The following is an 18,247-nucleotide window of genomic DNA, read 5'->3' on the forward strand; positions in this document are numbered from 1 at the left end:
AAGAGTAAAAGGCACATCGATATTTGATGTGCCTTTTACTCTTTTTTTGAATGCCTGAAGAATCAGGCGAACTCTTCTATTTATTTAATTGCCAAGCATAAGAGATACATACTTCACTTCTAAATATTCATCCATGCCGAAGTGTCCCCCTTCTCTACCTAAGCCACTTTCCTTCATCCCGCCAAATGGTGCTTGGGCAGTGGATGGGGCACTGTCATTAATACCGACAATTCCATATTCAAGACCATCCGAATAAGTAACTGCTTTATTTAATGACTCCGTATACACATAAGCTGCCAAGCCAAAGTTTGTGTTATTGGCTCGATCTATCGCTTCTTGATCGGTTTTAAATGTACTGACAGGGGCAATTGGCCCAAACGTTTCTTCCTGCATGCACAGCATATCATCCGTTACTTTGGAAAGAATTACTGGTGCGATAAAATAGCCTTGTTTTTCTTCGAATTTGGAGGTTTTATGGATGAAAGCTCCTTTACTTTTAGCATCCTCCAATTGAAGCTGGACTTTTTTTACTGCGGCTCCATCTATCAAGGGACCAAGATCGGTTCCATCCATTCCATTTCCAACCTTCAAGGTTAAAACAGCTTCTTCAAAAGCTTGTAAAAACGGCTGCTCGATCGTCTCATGGACGAAAATTCGGTTCGCACAAATACATGTTTGTCCGGCATTCCTGAATTTCGATTGAATCAAACCTTTTACGGCTTCTTCGATATTCGCATCTTCAGCAATGATGAACGGAGCCAATCCACCGAGTTCAAGCGAGACTTTTTTAACAGTTTCCGCCGCCTTTTTCATTAGATGTTTCCCTACAGGAGTGGAGCCAGTGAATGTAATCTTTTTTACACGTGAATCATTCATCCACACGTCAGACACATCTCCCGGTTTTTGGGTTGTTACAATATTTATTACGCCGTCTGGAATGCCTGCTTCATGGGCACTTTCAACTAACAGCAAAGCGGTCAAAGGCGTTTGTTCTGCGGGTTTGATGACGACTGTACATCCCGCAGCAAGGGCTGGCGCAACTTTCCTCGTGATCATTGCAGCCGGAAAATTCCATGGTGTAATGGCAGCAACGACACCCACCGCCTGCTTTTGCACTAAAATACGCTTTGAAGCAACGGAGGCTGGTATGATTTCCCCGTAGTTACGCTTTGCTTCTTCAGCAAACCATTTCACGAAACTTGAAGCATATTTCATTTCAGCTTTTGCCTCGGCCAATGGCTTTCCTTGTTCCAGTGTCATGATTGTCGCGATTTCATCCAGCCTGTTCTCAATAATTGTGTACCACTTCTCAAGTAATTCCGCCCTATGATAAGCACTTGTTTTCGACCAAGTCAGAAAGGCAGCCTGAGCTGCATCCACAGCAGCCTTTGCCTCTTTTTCATTAGCGTCCGGAACATAGCCCACAGGCTCCAATGTTGCTGGATTTTCTACTACAAAATGGTGTTCTGTATGAATGGGTTCGCCGTTAATATAAATTGGCCATCTTTCCACTACTTTTTTCATCCCGCTTTAATCTCCTCTTCTTCTTCTTCTTCTTCTTCATGATCTGTAAAAGTATTATCATTTTCTCCTTTGAAAAAGTCCTTTCCATATAAAAGGGCACATAATAGGATTCCTGCTGCAAACGCCATTCCAGCACCTTTTATAACTAGGATGGCAGCAACGACCCCTGCAATTCCCAGGTCGCGTTGGCTCTTTGCCTGCATCACACCGACGCGTACGCTAACATATCCCTGAACCAAGAGTGTTAAGGCCAAAGCAACACCTAGAATTGGTTCCACTAAGCTGACGACCGGCAATAAGAATAACCCTGTATTCGTACCCCAACGGAATGAGCCAGCACCGCCAAAGAAAGAATTCATTGCTTTCTTGCCATTCTTGAACCGTTCCACAACTACGACCTGCATGGCTGCCCACAACGGACCACACATTGTAATATCAGGTCCGATAAAACTCATGATCACATTTCGGCCACCAAAAATTAAATGAGCTCTGTTTGGATTATAGTCCACTTTTTCATCATCCCTGACCTCATCGGATTCAGAAAGCAACGCTTTCGTTTTCAGCACATCCCCGAATACGACTAAATAAGTAGCAAAAACAGCTGGAATCGCACTTAAAAAGAAGGTCATGGCAGGAAACCCCAAACCAAAAACAGTATAGTCTGACCAAAGCGTAGCAAAATCCGGACTGCTGAATCCCCATTGAATATTAGGCCATTTTGCTTCTCCAAAAATCGGGGCTACAAAGACTGCGAGCAAGATAGCTGGCAATATCCCTAAATTCCCTAAAAATACCCAAGCTTTATTTCGCATTTTTAATTTTCCAAAACTTTTTGAGAAAAGTAGATAAAAGGCAAAACCGATACAAATGCTTATTGTATAAGGAAATAAATCAAACTTTCCACCCACTTCGAAAATGGAAACGACAGCACCGATACCAGCTCCTAAAATAATTCCTGATTTGATTGCATTCGGCACTAATCGAACGACCTTACTCGCAAGTCCGGTCATTCCTAGTACTATCGATAAAATACCCAATGTCAATTGAAACGCAACGAGTGCATAGACCCGATCAGGTCCTTCCGGAAATTGCCCGACAAACAATACAAGCAATGGAACCGCCGGTGTAATCCAACCTGGTATAACCGGGTCTCCGAGTAAATGATGTGCTAAATATAATAATCCATTTAAGACAACGACGGCTAGAGCCACATCAAAAGGCATACCTAGATGGTCTGCAAGCAGTGTAATCGCTCCAAGGTCAACTGCACACATCAATAGTCCTTGAACATAGTCCGGCCATTCAAACCGATAATGGACAAATGGCAATCTAATTTTAAAAGGTCCCGCAGGTATATATGATGTCTCTTCTCCGTAGCGACGGTTTTTCCATTTCATAATGTTTCCTCCACTTAAATGCCATAGGCTGAACGGTAAATTTTTTCGATATCCCGAACGTTTAATGCACGGGGATTATTCCGCAGCAATCGTACTTGTTTAATGGCTTCGGCAGCCATTTCACTTAAGGCAGATTCAGGAATGTCAAATTGACGAAGTGATTCAGGTATATCCACGTAACGACATATTCTCGTCATCGCTTCTATAGCTTTATCTGCTGCCTCATCATCATTTAAATGATTGACTTTCTCTCCCAGTGCTTCTGCAATGTCACGGAACCTTTCCAAACATGCAATTTTATTCCATTGCATGACATATGGCAGTAATAATGAATTGCTGACTCCATGTGATAAATGGAAGCGGCCTCCAAGCGGATAAGCTAAGGCATGAACAGCTCCAACACCAGCATTTCCAAAAGCTAACCCGGCCATTAGGCTTCCTGTGATCATGGCTTCCCTTGCTTCTAGATGATCTGGCGCAGCGTAAGCCTTTGGTAAATTTTTCGCTATCAACTTCATGGCTCCAATTGCCAAGGCATCCGTCAAGGGCGAGGCGAATTTGGAAATATAAGCCTCCACTGCATGAACCAGTGCATCCACTCCACTCGCTGCCGTCACACTTGGCGGGCAAGTCAGCGTCATGACGGGAGATACGATCGATACATCCGGTAAAAGATACGAACTAACAATTCCCTTCTTAACCTGTTCTTTTTTGTCGGATAGAATCGAAATATTCGTCACTTCAGACCCCGTGCCAGCCGTCGTCGGTATGGCTATTAAAGGAATTCCTGGAATTTCAATTAGGTTCGTGCCAAAATAGGTCTCGATGCTACCTGAATTCGTAGCCATGACGGAAGAGGCTTTGGCAATATCCATCGCACTTCCCCCTCCTACCGCAATCAGCCCATCATGATTTCCATCCCTGATGGACCGTACACATTGTTCAACGATTTCAATTTCCGGTTCAGGGTTCACATCCGAAAAAATACCGTATGCTGATGAAAGTAAATCTTCAACCTTTTGCACAACCCCAGCATCCAGTAGAACTTTATCTGTAACGATCAATGGATTCTTCATCCCTAATCGAGTAACCTCTTCAGTCAGCTGTTGTAAAGAATCTGCTCCTGTCACCAATTTGTTAGCCATTGAAAAAATAGAAATATTCATGATTATCTCCCCTTTCAGTTAATTACTTATGCATGAATCATGCCAAAGTGAAAACGCTTAATTTATAAGGGAAATAACTTATTCTTTCATGGGTAACCATATAAAAATGAGTAGAAATCAAATCAAAAAAACTGATTCGATTCGTTTTCTACTCGTATGTGAAATTTTTTCATTTTTTGCACTAAAGCGCTTTGACTGATATCCAAAGATATGGCAGCCGCCCTTGTTGTCCCGTATTTTTTCATCGCTTCCAGTATCAAGGTCCGCTCCAGATTGGAAACGGCTTCCTTCAAAGAATGAGATGTTGGTTTTTTTGATAAGACCGGCTGTATGAAAGATGGTAAATTAGCCAAATCGATCGTATCATCGTAAGTCGTGACAACCAGTCGCTCTGCAAGACTCGCAAGCTCACGTATATTACCAGGCCATGAATAGTTTGTCAGCCATTCATAGCATTCCGGTGTCATCCTTTTCTGTTCATTATATTTTTCATTGAATTTTTTCAAATACATTTCTAAAAGCGGGATCGTTTCTTCCTTTCGCTGGCGCAGTGGCGGAACTTCAAAGGATACAATATTAAGCCGGTAATATAGATCTTCGCGGAAAGATCCTTCTTGAACGAGTGAGGCCAGATCCCGATGAGTGGCAGTAATTAACCTGACATCCACTTCTTTCATTTCAGTGGAACCTACTCTCATAAACTTGTTTTCTTCTACCACTTTCAAAAGTTTAACCTGTAACTCTAAAGGTAAATCCCCTATTTCGTCTAAAAATAACGTACCACCATTCACTTTCTCAAAAATCCCCATTTTCCCATTCTTCAGGGATCCGGTAAATGCTCCCGGTTCATATCCAAAAAGTTCGGATTCCACCAAGTTCGCTGGGATGGCTCCGCAATTTAATTCAAGGAAAATTTTATCCTTCCTGGAACTTTTCGCATGAATGTACTTAGCGATTAAGCTCTTCCCTACACCCGTTTCCCCCTGTAACAAGATCTTCGCATCCGTTTTAGCTACTTTATCGGCCAGTTTGAATAAAGGAGTTGTAGTAGGCCCAATGATTATTTCCTGCAAATTCACCTGTTCCGAGCCGGGCAATAATTGAGAAATAGGTTGGAAAGATAACTTTTGACTGTCGATTGTGTACTTCATCCGGATTAATTCAGTAATATCCCTAACACTATTTATGACGAAAATGACTTGATTCTGTGGCGAAAGAATAGGTGTGGCAGATACGATAATCTTTCTCCCATTTCGGATTCTTTGTGTCAAAGTGACTTGATTCTTCATTCGAATAGAGTCCAACGAAGCAGAAACGGATATCATACCCTGCTCAATTAAATAACTCATTGGTTTTCCGGTAATTTCCTCTTCTCTTATTCCGGTAATGCGCTGATAAGCTTGATTGATAAATAATGTCGTTCCTTCCCCATCGGTGATATACACGCCATCATACAGGGCATTAAATACAACCCTGCATAGATCACTCTCAAAAAATGCTTGAAATTGTTCATATGGTATAGAGTAATTCCGTATATTTTGTAGCGGTGCATTCACTGTAATGAAATGAGAAATAGGCTTCGTCAAATCACTCTGCTGCACTGCCGCAGATAACGCTTCAATCGTCAGAAATCCGATAAATTCCTCTGAATCGTCCATTACTTCCACTTCATTGCTTCCGACAGGAAAACTTGAAATCGCTTCCTCCACTGTCATATCCGAATAAAATTTAGTCATCCATATCCACTCCTAACCTGATCCCTGACTGTCTTTAACATTTGATAGAACGCTTTCTCCTTGATTGGAGTACTCTTTGATAGTCCAGGCGAATTCCTCGCCTTTTCAAATTAAAGAAGGCATAAACATCGTTCTCATTAACTTATATTGTGAACATTATGTAATGTCCTTTCCTTTTGTATGATACTATGTACGACAACCAAAGACACCCAGAATAAGTGCTTCAGCGGTAAGAACATATTCAATCCCCATATGCTTTTTCCGATAAATATGCATTGGTATGACACTGTTATCATACCAAAAAAAGTTTGCCTGAAGTTTTCTATGGCTTGTACAATTGGGACGTGGCTTCCGTTCCAGGCACTCACTATCCGCGGTCGGTCCGGGAGCCTCCTCTACAATCAACTTTGTTTTAACATTTAGATAGAACTCCTTTTGCCTACAGTCCTTTTAAAATAGAAGGATTAAAACTTGAGTTGATGAGGATGCTTTTTGAACATGATTCTATTCAGCGAGATCAACTTGAAATGATTACTTTAGACCAACCGATGCCAGCGAACCATTTGGTTTGTAAAATTGAGACTGCCATTGATTAACCTTGGGCCAAAATTACAAAGGGAATTTTCAAAAGGGGTTCGGAATTTTTTAATTCCGCACCCCTTTTGTTACAAACTGAAACCTAATCCATATTTGGATTAGGTTCTTTGATTTGAATATGGTAAGTTAATTGCTTTCTCTCTAATTCTATGATTAATTTGGAAACCAGCCAACCGGTTTTACATCGAGATTAATGTTGATTTGTTTAATTTCCTGGTATTCATCCAAGCCGTATTTTCCTAAACTGCGTCCAATACCGCTCTGTTTGTAACCGCCCCATGGCGCCTCGACATAGGTTGGATGATAATCATTTACCCAGGTGATGCCTGCCCGTACCTTCTTGATCACTCGCAGTCCTTTTGCCCCGTCGTTAGAGAAGACGCCGCCTGCAAGGCCGTAGTCTGTATCATTTGCAAGTTTAATAGCTTCTTCTTCATCTTTAAACTTTTGGATGACAACTACTGGTCCAAAGATTTCCTCTTGTACGATGCGCATGTCAGGCGTTACATCAGTGAAGACAGTCGGTGCAATGAAGAATCCTTTGTCAAGACCGTCATCAACAAGACGGTAACCGCCTGTTGCAAGTGTCGCACCTTCCTGTTTGCCGATTTCAATATAGTTCAAAATGCTATTCATTTGGGCTTCGCTGACAATTGCCCCCATGTGGCTGTCTTCCGCGAGGCCAGGTCCTACTTTGATTTTATTTGCGCGTTCCACATAGCGTTTTACATATTCATCATAAATACTTTCTTCAACTAGAATGCGGCTACCTGATGAACAAACTTGGCCGGCACCGAAGAAGATGCCAAACAATCCGTAATCGACTGCCGTCTCTAAATCTGCATCTGCAAAAACGATGTTAGGTGATTTACCGCCAAGTTCTAGGGAAATTTTCTTTAAGTTGCCCGCGGCCGCTTTCATGATTGCGCGGCCAACATCTGTACTTCCTGTAAACGAAACAATGTCAACATCCTTGCTTTCTGCAATTGATTGACCGACAACAGTCCCGCGGCCCATCACCATATTGGCCACACCTTTAGGGATGCCCACTTCCTCAAGGATTTCAAATAATTTCATAGCTGTAACAGGAGTCAATTCAGCCGGTTTATACACAATGGTGTTACCTGCCGCAAGGGCCGGTGCGATTTTCCAGACACTCATTAGAAGAGGGAAATTCCATGGTACAATCAAACCGGCTACTCCTACTGGCTCGCGAACAACCATCGCTTGAACGGGAGCGGGAACTTGGTAAGTTTCCCCTTCAGGATGAAGGATTAAGCCCGCATAGTAACGGAAACACGCGGCTGCATCGGCAATATCGAAACCTGCCTCTGCTTTAAGTTTCCCGTTGTCCATTGTTTCAAGAATCGTTAACTCTTCCGCACGTTCATCAATTTTATCCGCGATTTTATATAGGTAGGAAGCACGCTCCTGTGCTGTTAGGCCTGACCATACTCCACTTTCAAAAGCTGCTTTCGCAACTGAGATTGCCATTTCTGTATCTTCTTTGGTGGCACGCGGTGCCCTTGCAATGACTTCCTGTGTTGCAGGATTAATTACCGGGATTACTTCATTTGAAGATGAGGACTGCCACTTACCGTCGATGTAATTTTTCAGCTCTAAAACTGCCGTTTCTAAAATTGTCATGTTTTATGCCTCCGGTTTTCATTATTTTTTTTTACCTGTACAGAATGATTAAAGTTTTAAAACAAGTCTGTCGTCCTTCGCACGTGAGCAGCATGTCAGTATTGAGTTGCGTGTTTGACGGTTTTCTTCGCTAAGGAAGTTATCCCGGTGGTCTACTTCCCCTTCTGCGACATCTACTTCACAACTTCCGCAACCGCCCACTTTACAAGAATAAGGTGCATCTATTCCTTCCCTTAAAAGGGCTTCAAGCAATGTTTCACCCTCATGAACGTTGATGGACCGATCGCTGTCTGTAAGGTCGACAATGAAAGGATCTTGCGGTCCATCATTTTTTGTCGCAAATAATTCGAAGTGGATCGCATGTTCCGGGTACCCATATGAACTTGCAGCTTTTCGATACTCTTGTACCATCTCTAGGGGTCCGCAAAAATATACATGTGTGCCAATGCGATGATCCATCATCGTCTCAGGCAACATTCTGCGTTTGTCTTCTGCCTGCGAAAAATAAAATGTACATTGATCAGGATATTTGGCTTTCAACAGATCATAAAAAGCACATAACTCCGGTGTGCGTGCTGCATAATGGAGTTCGAAGGTTTGCCCTTCGGCAGCCATGTCTTCCATCATTGCCAAAAATGGGGTGATGCCGATTCCAGCTGCATAAAAAGCATGATGCTTAGCTCGAAAGCTTAGAGGAAAGTTGTTTTTAGGGAAACTGACTTCCAACCTGGAATCTTTCTTTACATGATCATGCCAGAAAGCGGAACCTCCGCGAGACGCCTCGTCACGACGAATGGAAATTGCATATTTTTTGCGGTCTCTTGGATTGCTGATGATGGAGTATTCTCTCTCGAATATCGTATCTTCCGCTGGCATGAAAGTGGTCAAATGCGAACCGCCTGTAAATGCAGGCAACGGTTTTCCATCAACTGGTATCAACTCGAACTGTTTCACGAATGGAGTTTCTTGAATGATCTTGTTTACTTTCATTTGAATATTTCCTACTACCCGCATGATGATCAGCTCCCTACTTCTTCTTCTTTTCCGATTGGGATGAATGGGTAACCAATATAACCTTCCCGTACGATTGAATAAAAAGGACCTATTTCAAGACTGGCTCTGCACTGGTCACATTCTGCAATCTCTGCTTCTTCTGCGACTTCCGACACTTCGAAACATTTCATGCAATATACGTACCTTCGTTTAGGCCCGATAATCACCGTCTGGATCTCTTCCTCAGATAGACCAGCTTCTACTCCCAGCGAGAAGACCATAACGGCATTGTTCCATGCAGCCGCAATATAAAATTGGGTGCCCATCTTTTGTGACAAAATGACTCTCTTAATCTCCTCTTTATCTTCCATTCCGTTAATGGAAAGACCTTCAAAAGGTACTGTACCTGCAATTTCAGAAGTGAAACTTTTCGCCTTTTCATATCCGGCTTGATCAGAAATGATGACAAACTTCCTTCGTTCATTCCGAGGAGTAAATTGATTTACGATCGTAATGGATTTATCAAACAATACTGGACTATTGTACAAGGCCCTATCCCCCTACTTTTTGTTTATCTTCGCTTTTTGTTTTTCATCAATGCGCCTCAAATATTCAACCGATTGTGGAAGAAACGGGGCAATCCCTTTGTATTCAGCCATAGGTTCCGGAATATCCTGCAGTACGCTATATGTCAGATCAAACCACTCCTGGCGCAATGCCAAATCCTCTAGTGGCAGGAACTGCGTATTCAATACGAATAGAATGGCGTTGCTTCGTGGCATGCGATAAAACTTTTGTTCTTCAACACGCAAACGAACAAGTTTACCTGCATTTTCTGGTGTTATCCCAGAACGCTGCGGTCCCCATACATCCATCGTTTCATAGTTGACATCCCAACGGTCAGCCATCAGGTTCCAATTGATGCGTGTCCATGGCTTTCCTGGCTCAATGGATAATAAAAACTTACGAACGCGATCTGCCAGTTCGTCGCCTTTCCGCGATACAAATGGAACTGGTGCATGGATTTCATCAAAGGACATGCCTTTATTCCAGTTAGCTGAGAAGAGCGCGGCGTATGAAACTTGCCCCACTTCCAAATAGAAATTACTATCGCGATGAACCATTAACACAAAATCATTGTGGAAATGGCGGCCTATATAATCAAGCGGCTCATTTGGAAGCGTGCTGGCATCGCCATATACGAATGAATCGGATTCCCCGAAGATGTGGTTTTTGAAAGTCCAGTTGTCTCCATCTTTAATGACCTCGAAATGCTCCGGATAGCGATCGGTTGCCATGTCGACAAGCATTTCCAGTACCTCCCATTGCATTTCTAATGTGTGTGTAAAAGATTGAAACCTTATATGCGGCTGTTCTTGAAGGAGACGACGCTTCGTTTCTACTTGGAGTTTGTATTCTGGTGTGACTTCTATACAGTTAATGTTTGAGAGTCGTTTCAAGTCGTTTGAATAACGATAGTTACCTGAAGTGAATGGAAATGGGAATGTATCTAAATCAGTTGTTTTGAAATCTAAGCTTTGTGTAAACATTGAACAATCTCCTCTCGTTCCCTAGATTCTTTAAAGTGCGTTTTTTTCTATTTAGCTTCCTTTAATTCAACGGATGGACGCTCCATGTCAACTTCAAAACGGAAAAGGTATTTAGAAGATGCATAGTAGGTGACTAAAGCAACAAAGTATGTGGGAATTCCGGCAGCCGAATAAAGGAAAAAGTCACTTGCTTCAAAAGTCAATGGATTATAGAGTGCCCAGTATACGATCGTTCCAATAACCACTGTGAGAACTGCAGACGGGTTAATGCCTTTCCAATAGGTATAAGAGCCTTGCGTATCATACAAATCCCTTATTGAAATGCGTTGGCGCTTTACAAAAAAGTAATCTGCAACGACAATGCCGCCAAGAACAGCCATAATAAAAGAAATGACAGCAATGAATGAACCAAATGCATCGTAGAACGTTGAGCTTAAAAGTAAGAATATAGTTGGTACGGTTGTACCCATCGCTATCATCCATGACTTTTTCGGGAATACAGTTTTAAAGCTGACAGCTTGTGAGTACATAAGGAAAATGGCTGCACCGACATTCCCTACCGAAAGTAAAATCAAGCCAATGAAACCGCCCCAACTTCCTGCGATGGAAAACATCCAGTCAGAAGGATTAAGTGAACCAGCGACTAATGCAGCAAGGGCCCCAACTAAAGCAGCGATACTGACGATGATTCCATAGCTGTAGAATCCTGCTTTAAATGCTCCTCCTTCGGTTTTAGATAAACGGCTGTATTGGCCAAGATATGGAAGCCATGAGAAGCCGAGACCGATGTTTAATTCCAGGGCAGTCGCGAATGAACGGGAAGTCGTTTCAAACGGCTCAGAAGGAAGTATATTGGCAACTTTCGTGAATCCCTGTCCAAACAAGACTATTGCGAGAAGGCCAAACATGAGAACCATAAAAACCGGAACGGCTACTGCGGTATATTTTTGAATCGCTACCGGTCCCCTCACCGTTACAAGAAATGCACAGATAAAGAGTAAAATTGAGAAAAACGGCGCTCCCGTTGCTTGACTTGAGAAAATGGCGGGCATCCCCATCCAATTAGCAGCCTCTGCTAACGCCTGGCCAGACATGAAAAGCGCAATGGAAATGTAGCCGAGAGTCAAAATAAGGAAAACAAAGAAAAAGATATTGGATCCGATATACCCTAGTGAACTTCGAAACCCTACAAAAGTGTCTATGCCATAACGCGCAAAATACAGGGTAATGGGAACAATCAACAGCATTGGGAAGGCGTTACCGAATAAAATCGCTGCAAGTGACTGCTTCGCATCAAGCATTGTACCTGTGTATCCACCAGTTAACAGCCCAAAAGATGAGAGGCCAATAACAACCTGGACTAAAATTAAATCGCGAAGGTTAAAAATCCGGTCACTTTTACTTGCCGGTAAAAAGCCAAAGGCCACATCCTTTGAAATGGAGGAATTCTCTTTACTCACACGCTTCTCTCCCAACTATAAAATAATGATTGCATTGCTTGGAAATAAGGCTGTTATTGTTCTGGGGGTTCTAAACAAAACTACTTTAAACAAGTGAATAGACCAGGTAGACAATGATTAAAATCATGAAAAAAATAGAGCCTGTCGCATCCTTCCATTTCATTTTGTCGATTTTCACGGCATCTTCCTGTTCATACGCAATGATCCGCTCATTCAAATCTGAATATAAACTTTTAATAAAGGGATCTTCTGAATTGATATTCTGTTGAAACTGATTCTCTTTATTCAAAATAGCTTCTCCCTCCTTTGCAAATCATGCTTTTTAGTCCCTTCTCTTTACTTTGTTGCAATAACCATGCCAATCAGAAACTCTATGCTTACAAGGTTTTCAATAGGAAGAATATTCATTTTTGAAACTATTGAACAATTGTGAAACTTCTGTAATATTGAATTAGGAAGTTTAATGAAAGGCAGGTAGACATAAATGGATCACTTCACCTCTGCACTCTTGTCTATTTACGATCAGCTTATTGTGACAGATAAAAATGGCACCATTTTGAAGTCGACCGGAACAAGGAACTCCTTATTCCATACAGTCAAATCCGCTAATGTCGGTGGTTCTATCAAAGATGTTGAACAAGATTTATTTTCTACGAGTTTGGCAGAAGAGGTAATGGGCAAAAATGAAAAAAAAAGTTTCATGCAGTCCTCATGGCAGGGTCCAGAGGTGCTGGTGACGGCATACCCGATTGAATCAGGGGCATGGGTCTGGGCCTACAAAGAAATTAAAGACTCTTACCCAGATACATCAGTGGGGCAATCGGGGCCATTATTGGAAGCGAAAAAGCCATCTTTTCCATTTGTGATCCGCAGTAAACCCATGCTAGACGTTCTTCATAAAATGCAAATGGTCTGTGATGTCAGCGCAACAGTCCTTTTATTGGGGGAATCCGGTGTCGGAAAGGAAATAGCTGCCAGGGCCATACATAATATGGGTAACAGGAGCGACGGACCGTTTATACCAGTCAATTGCGGCGCCATCCCGGAAAACTTGATTGAAAGCGAACTGTTTGGCTACGTAGAAGGGGCTTTTACCAGCGCAAGGAAAGAAGGGGCCAAGGGGAAATTCACACTTGCACATAAGGGTATCTTATTCTTGGATGAAGTGGGCGAGTTACCGCCTAACGTACAGGTAAAACTGCTTCGTGTCCTTCAGGAACGCGTTGTTACCCCAATTGGCAGTACGACCTCACACCCTGTTGATATTCAAGTGATTGCCGCAACAAATAAATCGCTCGAAAAAATGGTGAAAAAAGGTGAATTTCGAGAAGACTTATATTATCGTCTTCATGTCGTACCTATCCATCTTCCGCCGCTTAGGAAACGTGTAGATGAAATCCCCCATCTGGTTCAATTTTTTTTACAAAAGTACAATACGCTGTACAAACGAAAGGTAGCCTTCACCCCGGATGCAATCGACTTGCTATGTATCTATCAATGGCCCGGTAACGTACGCGAACTTGAAAATACAGTTGAAAGGCTTGTGATTACAAGCGGAGTACCGGAAGTGGATGTTGCTTTGGTTAAAGAGGTCCTTCCTTTTAAAGGGCCCAAACCCACTTCAATACCTGTCATCGATTTTCTAATGCCGTTGCAAGAAGCAGTCGACCTTGTGGAGGAACAACTGATCAACATGGCAATGGAACAATACAAATCATTAAAACTAGCGGCAAAGGTACTGGAAGTCAGCCAGCCGACGATGAGCAGGAAATATAAAAAATTACGTAATAAAATTGAAGAGGCAAGCTTTTCACCAGTGAATAAACGGGCCATTTTAGAAGAACAAATAAATCAACGGCTTCGTTCCGTTGCCGTTGTAACTGCAGCTATCATTCCAGCTGATGAGGTTATCAGTCTACAAAAAAATATGAACCGGCAAACTTCCCATTCCCAAAAATTGAAACAAAAGCTTACCCTGATTCAAGAAAAAGAAGGCGTAATTGAATGGGTTTTCATATTTATCATGACGGAGGATGGACGTCTGATTCACCTCGTTGCAGACAAAGGCTTTGTAATTGAACCGGGGGAAGAATATATCGGTCCTCCGGAAATGGTAAATGTCGCTTACCAGGCGTTTAATGGGAAAGCGGGTGTTACTCCCATTTACGAAGACCGGTACGGTGAGTGGAAAACGAGCTTTGCGCCAATAATTGATGATGACGGCAATATCGTTGCCATTGTCGGATGCGATTACAGTAAAGCCTATTTCAATTCTGAAATGCAGCGTCTACGTAAGCAACTCAATATACATGTTTGAAATTCAGGATGCAGTCATGCCGGAATTATTTCAAACCGGCTGGATGCTATAGTTAAGATAAAAAAAGCTGATTACAGGAGCCGTCTTGAGCGGGCTTTTGCATTCAGCTTTTTCGTTATTTTCTTTTCATTTACATTATGAAGGTTATGAAGGAATTAAAATGGCATTAACGCCCGCCATTATCCGGATCCAACTGGTTTTTCCATATGACCACGCTTATATAGGTGATATTGTAGAACGTACCTGCCCGTGGGGCTTGGACCCCGTCAGGTAAACGGTTCACCCCCTACTTGTATAAACGCGACCAGGCTGATCGGAACAATGATCACGTATTACATGTGAAGCTATGATACTACTAGAAGGATTTAGGGAGCTAGATGGAATATATCATTATCTTTTCATAGTTGGAGTTTATATTTTCAACTATACTGCCACGTTAGTTCCATAAAAAAGGCTGCCTAGTAACCTTCCTTATTGAAGTAAAGAGCCGTTTGTTGCATAAGAAAAAGGTTGCAGCAGCAACCCCGGGTATTGAAGTATAGCACCTGTTAGCTTAACAAGGTTTGGATAGAATATTTTTCAAATTTAATGTATGTTCATTCGAATATAGGACGCATAAAGCTTCTCTCATAACTTAAAATACATTTAGTCTCTTCTGCAAATTTATATGCTTCTTGACATTCTGCATCCAATGCCATTTTTACTCGGTACTCTTCATATGCTGCTAAACTTGGGAAAGTGAATAATGCATAAGCAATATTATTAGCACCCTCATGCGGGAGGAAATACCCCTGATGTGCACCGCCTAATTTATTAACTAATCGAATCCACATCTTACCGTATTCTTCGAACTCATTTATTTTATAAGGGTCAAGAACATATTTCAGATAGCATGTAACCATTTTAATCCCCCCAAGAAAATCTATTTTTTTCCATCATAACATATAATTCTACTAACCTCCCTTGTTGTTCCATTAGAAAAAGAGCAACCGAAGCACTATCTGATTGAAGTAAAGCACCTGATAGTTGAATAATAATCGTTACATTCATATTTCTTTATTCTGTATTAACAAAATTACAAAATTCTTCATTACCAAAAACTTCAAAAACCATCTCATTCTCGAATTCAGTTGATAACATCCATTCTATATCTTTACCTATAAGTCCAGTAAAAGAAGTACCGCCTTCATCTGCTCAATTTTCAGTACAGATGTTTTATCCTGTCTCTTTAAACAATGAGTTCTAATGCTTTCTATTACCCTTGAAATATTATCATATACATTAACGTTAAATAATTACTCCCCTCTTCCTAAAAATTCTACATCCTTCCAATAAGGATTCATTTATATCTTCTGGAGAAATTTTGCAGGTTTTAGATTATGAACAACTGATTAATAACTCAACTTGTATTTAAAAAATCATTTTCAAGGATATCGTTTTGAAGAGACTTCCTGAGAAACTCTCACTTCAAGCATAGCTAAATGCTAGATAGTCTCCGTTCTATCGTTCGATACTTTGCAATCTCCTGTTCATAAAGGTCATTTCCATGTGTATCATAGACAACTAAAGCCGGGAAATCCTTGACAACAAGTTCACGGACAGCCTCCGGCCCCAGATCTTCATACGCTACTACCTCCGCTGCTTGTATCTTATCGCTTAAGAGGGCAGATAGTCCGCCAATGGCAGAAAAACAAACCGCTTTTTCATTTTGGCATGAATCTTTCACAGATTGACCTCTAGGCCCTTTGCCAATTACACCTTTCACACCATATTCAAACATGGCCGGCGCATATGGGTCCATGCGCGCAGCTGTCGTCGGGGCTATCGAGCCGATAATCTGCCCGGGCTTAGGAGGAGTTGGACCCGCGTAAAAAATAATTTGATTTCGCAAATCAATCGGTAGAGGAAGACCTTTTTCAAGAAGCCCAAGGAAGCGCTTATGGGCAGCATCTCTAGCCACATAAATCACTCCATTTAAAAAGACTTCATCTCCCGCTTGTAAACGGAGGGCATCTTCCTGAGTAAGGGGTGTTTGCAATGTTATTTTAGCCAATATTTAGCACCTTCTTTTCTGGATTTAAAGAATGTAGGATTTTTTTCTTGCTGCATGACACTGAATATTAACCGCTACCGGTAGTGCGGTGATATGACATCCGTATGTTTCCACAGACGTCCATAAGGCTGTATTTGTTCCGCCCAGTCCCTGTGGACCAATACCTGTCTTGTTAATTTCTTCAAGTAATTCTTTTTCTAGTTGCGCAATATGTGTATCAGAATGGTGCTTGCCGATATCACGCAAGATCGCTTTCTTAGCTATTTCCGTTACTTTATCAAAGCTCCCACCAATCCCAACACCAACCACAATCGGCGGACACGCTTTTCCACCTGCTGCTACAATCGTGTCCAGCACAAACTTCTTGACCCCCTCTGCTCCCTCTCCTGGAAGCAGAAATTTCATGGCGCTCATATTTTCACTTCCGCCGCCTTTTGGCAAAACCGTTAATTTAATTTGGTCTCCGGCAACGATTCTGGTGTGTATCACACCCGGCGTATTATCGTTTGTATTCTTTCGGAGTAACGGATCCCCGACGATGGAGTTGCGCAAATAGCCTTCTTTATAGCCTTTTCGAATTCCTTCGTGGATTGCCTCTTCAAAATTTCCACCTTCAATGTATACTTCCTGCCCCAATTCAACAAAAACCACCGTCAATCCTGTATCATGGCAGTACGGCCGATCTTCTGTTGCGGCCACTTGAGCGTTTTCAATGAGCTGCTCAATAATGGATCTTCCTAACGGCGACTGTTCGGATTCTCTCGCTTTATAAAATCCTTCTACAATGTCCTCTGGCAGGTTGTAACATGCCTCCCAGCAAAGTGTTGCAACTGTGTCACGAATTTGATCAACGGAAACCTTTCTCATGCTTTAACCACCCTTATATTTTTTGACTTTCATTATCCATTATCTTAAGATGCAATATCCGTGCTAACATTGCCGCAGCTTACATTTATCTCTCAAAAAATGAACAAATTCCTTTGTTTACACGGTTTTATCCAGAATGACTCAGCTCCAGCCAAAATGATAATTTCCAATTATTATATCCCGTTACTTAGATCAAAAATTGAAACTTGATACTCTCTAATTAAAGTTTTGTTTTGCGGTGATCTTCTTTCACTATCCTGCACCTTAGTCTGCACAGATGAATTTCTTCTCTTTAGATCGGACAACCTCAAAGTTTTCAAAGCTTTTATATGCAACCCACATGTTAAAATAAACAAAAAAACTTATCCCGAAAAATGGAATCAACCCTGTAAAATAACTAAAGAAATAATAGGTGGATAGACTACCGATAAGCATAAAGATTAACGTAGTTGGTCGTAAAAACCCAATTTTTAGAGCATGAGTCACATATTGATAGACCTTCAAATCATAATGAACAAAAACCGGGAAAATATATAGAAGAGTCATAAAATATACCATACCAATCAAGATCATAAGATAATTCATAATGGTGTAAAAAGTACCTTCAAATTGGCGAAAGAAATATAAGTCAAAATACCAAAAAAAACCTATGAGCGTTATTTTGAGACCCAAACCATTTGCCCGAATAAATTCTGTTCGATACGTACTCCAAAACGTTTTAATGACTGAAATATCCTCTTCACCCATTGCAGTTTTCCTAGCAATTGCAAACATTGCGACAGTACTGGGAATAATCCCTAAAATGACTCCACCTAATAAAGTGAAAATGATCCATAAAAGATTTAAATACGCAAAATGTGTGATCCATTTACAAAGATTATAGATTCCCGTTAATAGTCGGCTCATCTCCATTTCGCATTCCTCCTTCCATGATGTTCAA

General features: G+C 41.6%; 16 protein-coding genes. 1 reads left to right on the plus strand and 15 read right to left on the minus strand.

Going from position 1 to position 18,247, the window contains the following annotated elements; all coding sequences use genetic code 11:
- Positions 1-84 precede the first annotated feature (84 nt).
- From ABIE66_RS16440 to ABIE66_RS16485, 10 genes are all read right to left on the minus strand, one after another.
- Complete coding sequence (locus ABIE66_RS16440; RefSeq protein WP_370015538.1) at positions 85-1,524, minus strand: NAD-dependent succinate-semialdehyde dehydrogenase; 1,440 nt, start codon at positions 1,522-1,524, stop codon at positions 85-87.
- The gene (locus ABIE66_RS16445; protein WP_370015540.1) at positions 1,521-2,921 is read right to left on the minus strand and encodes a hypothetical protein; all 1,401 of its coding nucleotides are present in this window, start codon (positions 2,919-2,921) and stop codon (positions 1,521-1,523) included. Before ABIE66_RS16445 ends, ABIE66_RS16440 begins: the two co-directional genes overlap by 4 nt.
- Positions 2,922-2,935: 14 nt before the next feature.
- Complete coding sequence (locus ABIE66_RS16450; RefSeq protein WP_370015541.1) at positions 2,936-4,087, minus strand: iron-containing alcohol dehydrogenase; 1,152 nt, start codon at positions 4,085-4,087, stop codon at positions 2,936-2,938.
- 122 nt (positions 4,088-4,209) lie between these two features.
- On the minus strand, positions 4,210-5,823 hold the full coding sequence (locus ABIE66_RS16455; protein ID WP_370015542.1) for a sigma-54 interaction domain-containing protein: 1,614 nt from the start codon (positions 5,821-5,823) through the stop codon (positions 4,210-4,212).
- A 750-nt stretch (positions 5,824-6,573) separates the two neighbouring features.
- Positions 6,574-8,067, minus strand: a complete 1,494-nt coding sequence (locus ABIE66_RS16460; RefSeq protein ID WP_370015544.1) for an aldehyde dehydrogenase family protein — start codon at positions 8,065-8,067, stop codon at positions 6,574-6,576.
- 48 nt (positions 8,068-8,115) lie between these two features.
- Complete coding sequence (locus ABIE66_RS16465; RefSeq protein WP_370015546.1) at positions 8,116-9,081, minus strand: PDR/VanB family oxidoreductase; 966 nt, start codon at positions 9,079-9,081, stop codon at positions 8,116-8,118.
- 5 nt (positions 9,082-9,086) lie between these two features.
- Positions 9,087-9,608 (minus strand): hypothetical protein, encoded by a 522-nt coding sequence (locus ABIE66_RS16470; RefSeq protein ID WP_370015547.1) that lies wholly within the window; start codon positions 9,606-9,608, stop codon positions 9,087-9,089.
- A 12-nt stretch (positions 9,609-9,620) separates the two neighbouring features.
- Positions 9,621-10,610, minus strand: coding sequence for a heme-dependent oxidative N-demethylase family protein (locus ABIE66_RS16475; RefSeq protein ID WP_370015548.1), 990 nt, complete (start codon positions 10,608-10,610; stop codon positions 9,621-9,623).
- 47 nt (positions 10,611-10,657) lie between these two features.
- Positions 10,658-12,070 (minus strand): purine-cytosine permease family protein, encoded by a 1,413-nt coding sequence (locus ABIE66_RS16480; protein WP_370015549.1) that lies wholly within the window; start codon positions 12,068-12,070, stop codon positions 10,658-10,660.
- Positions 12,071-12,155: 85 nt separating this feature from the next.
- On the minus strand, positions 12,156-12,359 hold the full coding sequence (locus ABIE66_RS16485; RefSeq protein WP_289325503.1) for a hypothetical protein: 204 nt from the start codon (positions 12,357-12,359) through the stop codon (positions 12,156-12,158).
- 219 nt (positions 12,360-12,578) lie between these two features.
- Here ABIE66_RS16485 and ABIE66_RS16490 point away from each other — a divergent pair, with 219 nt between their 5' ends.
- Entirely contained in the window at positions 12,579-14,387 is a 1,809-nt protein-coding gene (locus ABIE66_RS16490) for a sigma 54-interacting transcriptional regulator (RefSeq protein WP_370015550.1), read from the plus strand.
- A gap of 596 nt (positions 14,388-14,983) precedes the next feature.
- Here the strand turns inward: ABIE66_RS16490 and ABIE66_RS16495 are convergent.
- The 5 genes from ABIE66_RS16495 to ABIE66_RS16515 form a co-directional block, all read right to left on the minus strand.
- The gene (locus tag ABIE66_RS16495; RefSeq protein ID WP_289325505.1) at positions 14,984-15,289 is read right to left on the minus strand and encodes an NIPSNAP family protein; all 306 of its coding nucleotides are present in this window, start codon (positions 15,287-15,289) and stop codon (positions 14,984-14,986) included.
- A gap of 1 nt (position 15,290) precedes the next feature.
- A complete protein-coding gene (locus ABIE66_RS16500; protein ID WP_370015551.1) occupies positions 15,291-15,437 on the minus strand; it encodes a hypothetical protein in 147 nt (48 codons plus the stop codon).
- Between the two features lie 427 nt (positions 15,438-15,864).
- The gene (locus tag ABIE66_RS16505; protein WP_289325507.1) at positions 15,865-16,440 is read right to left on the minus strand and encodes a FumA C-terminus/TtdB family hydratase beta subunit; all 576 of its coding nucleotides are present in this window, start codon (positions 16,438-16,440) and stop codon (positions 15,865-15,867) included.
- Positions 16,441-16,464: 24 nt separating this feature from the next.
- On the minus strand, positions 16,465-17,307 hold the full coding sequence (locus tag ABIE66_RS16510; protein WP_370015552.1) for a fumarate hydratase: 843 nt from the start codon (positions 17,305-17,307) through the stop codon (positions 16,465-16,467).
- Between the two features lie 264 nt (positions 17,308-17,571).
- Positions 17,572-18,219, minus strand: coding sequence for a YesL family protein (locus tag ABIE66_RS16515; protein WP_370015554.1), 648 nt, complete (start codon positions 18,217-18,219; stop codon positions 17,572-17,574).
- Positions 18,220-18,247 lie beyond the last annotated feature (28 nt).

It is taken from the genome of Peribacillus sp. B2I2 (assembly GCF_041261685.1).
Lineage (GTDB): Bacteria > Bacillota > Bacilli > Bacillales > DSM-1321 > Peribacillus.